General features: G+C 54.2%; 4 protein-coding genes. All 4 read left to right on the forward strand.

From position 1 onward, the window contains the following. Positions 1-672: hypothetical protein (locus QP908_RS11640; RefSeq protein WP_284772349.1), on the forward strand; the 672-nt coding region annotated here is incomplete at its 5' end. 122 nt (positions 673-794) lie between these two features. Then, positions 795-1,088 carry a hypothetical protein gene (locus tag QP908_RS11645; RefSeq protein ID WP_284772350.1) on the forward strand — a complete coding sequence of 98 codons (294 nt, stop codon included), beginning with the start codon at positions 795-797 and terminating at the stop codon, positions 1,086-1,088. A gap of 55 nt (positions 1,089-1,143) precedes the next feature. Further along, positions 1,144-1,509 carry a hypothetical protein gene (locus QP908_RS11650; RefSeq protein ID WP_284772351.1) on the forward strand — a complete coding sequence of 122 codons (366 nt, stop codon included), beginning with the start codon at positions 1,144-1,146 and terminating at the stop codon, positions 1,507-1,509. Between the two features lie 3 nt (positions 1,510-1,512). Further along, positions 1,513-1,929 (forward strand): hypothetical protein (locus QP908_RS11655; protein WP_284772352.1); only part of this gene is annotated, 417 nt, incomplete at its 3' end.

Raw genomic sequence — 1,929 nt, forward strand, 5'->3', positions numbered from 1 at the left:
GACATGGTGGTAGATTACCTTTCTTCCCAGCCCGACTGGGCTGGATATCAGGTGTCCACCAAAAAGGGGTCAGGTCCTTTGTCGGCTGCCTTGTTGATTGTGACGGTTGCAAGCATCTCGCATACGATTCGGGCCGTTGACCTTATTTCTTCCCTTGCGGTGTTTGCCGCGGTGGTGGGCCTGTTGGGTGTTGTTTTGGGCTCGCTGGCGCTGACATTGTTCAACCGTGTGGCAGGTGTTGTGCTTGCCGGTATTGTTACGGTCACGTTTATTGCCGTCTCTGGGCTTATCCTCATCTTAAGCCTGGTGCCGATTTATCTGCGTGTTGTCAATACGATTGCGTTCCCACTGGTGGGTATTCCGCTGGACATTTTCAACCTTCTGACGCGGCATTCGCCGTTGGGTAGGCTCGTCCGCTTGTGGGTCATCACGCATCTTGCGGTGCTCGCGACTATTTCACTGGGCTTGGTCGCGGTAGTCATTGTGCTCAATATTGCTGGGACGATTACCGGGTTTGTTGCCGTATCCGGCATCGCTATCAGTATCGTGCTGGCCTACGTGTATTTCTTGATTCCGCTGGTTATCATCGCGGTTGTTGTTTCAATCGTGTTCCTAGCAGTCTTGCCGGGATTAATTGACATGGCGTTTGGTCTCACCGCCGCACTGCCCTAAATAATGAAACGTCAGTGCTGCTATCATAAGGGGTGCACAGTGCACTCGTTTTCTGCCGAAACAGGCAGGAACAGCGCTGACAGGACACAAAACACGTATTCGATTCGGGGGAATTGTTTCTAATGGCTGCAAAGAAAACCGCCAAGAAAAACACCAAAACCACCCAAGAGTGGTTCACCTACACCACTACCAACGGCGACGACATCACCCTGCCGCCCATTGACTCCATCATCACCGTCGGCGACCGCCGCCGCGCCAAGCGAGACGGCCTTGACGATGAAGACTTCTCCTGGATGATTCTCGAACGCGCCGCCGACAAATCCGACGACGGCACCCTCGACGTCATCGATAGCATGCACATGGACGAGTTCAACACGTTCATGCAGGACTGGAGCGAAGGCGGCGACAAAAGCTAGCCTTGGCGAAATCGTCTCCCTCATCGACGCCGTCGACTCCGACACCCGATTCGCTATGGCAGTCGAACGAGAGCTCATCGAAGCCGGCATCCGCTGGCGGTGGATAAACGACGGCACAGACCGTGTCACGTGGAATGATGTCATCGCTTTGATTGCCACCGCCGGGCCAGATTCAGCACTGGTGCGCAATGCACAAAGAAAAGACTGGGAGTGGAATCTCACCAATCAACTCCTGGCGCATATTGCTGACCAGCAGGCGATGAGTGCTTGGGGAGGTAAGGGGCAAAAGCCTAAGCCTATTCCCTGCCCTGGTGTTGACGATTCGACCACTGAGACTGCTGGTATTCAGGCAGAGGGACTTACGAAGGAAGAAATGGATAAATGGCTGGGCGATGATTGGCCTGGCGTTGACGGGGGTTAATTCATGGGTGCAAACTTCGATGTTGGTACCGGCTGGGTCAGTATCGTGCCGAAAATGGGGGACTTCTCCCAGGTACGCAAGCAGATTGATAAGGCTGTGGTCAGCCCGTCTGGCTCGTGGGGTGAGAAGCTGGGTAATAAAATCACCGGCGGGCTGAAAAAGACGATGAAAGCTGGTGCTGTAGCCACTACCGCTGCCGCTGGTGTGAGCGCAGGCAAGGCTTTCAGCGATGGTTTTAATCGTCTTGCTTCGACTGATAAGGCTGAAAAGGCCCTCGAGGGCTTGGGCTATAAAGGCAAAGACATCGACCAGATTATGGGCAATGTCAACAAGTCCATTGAGGGGGGCCCGAACCCCGGAAAGTGGACACGGGGATTTAATCAAGATGCGATAGTAAGTGTAGCTGATCCGGCGGCTTCG

The sequence above is a fragment of the Corynebacterium sp. MSK204 genome, assembly GCF_030229885.1.
In the GTDB taxonomy this organism is placed as follows: Bacteria; Actinomycetota; Actinomycetes; order Mycobacteriales; family Mycobacteriaceae; genus Corynebacterium.

Bases quoted from the DNA above. Each gene is read 5' to 3' on its own strand.
- QP908_RS11645 (WP_284772350.1), top strand. From the start codon at position 795: ATGGCTGCAAAGAAAACCGCCAAGAAAAACACCAAAACCACCCAAGAG.
- QP908_RS11650 (WP_284772351.1), top strand. From the start codon at position 1,144: ATGGCAGTCGAACGAGAGCTCATCGAAGCCGGCATCCGCTGGCGGTGG.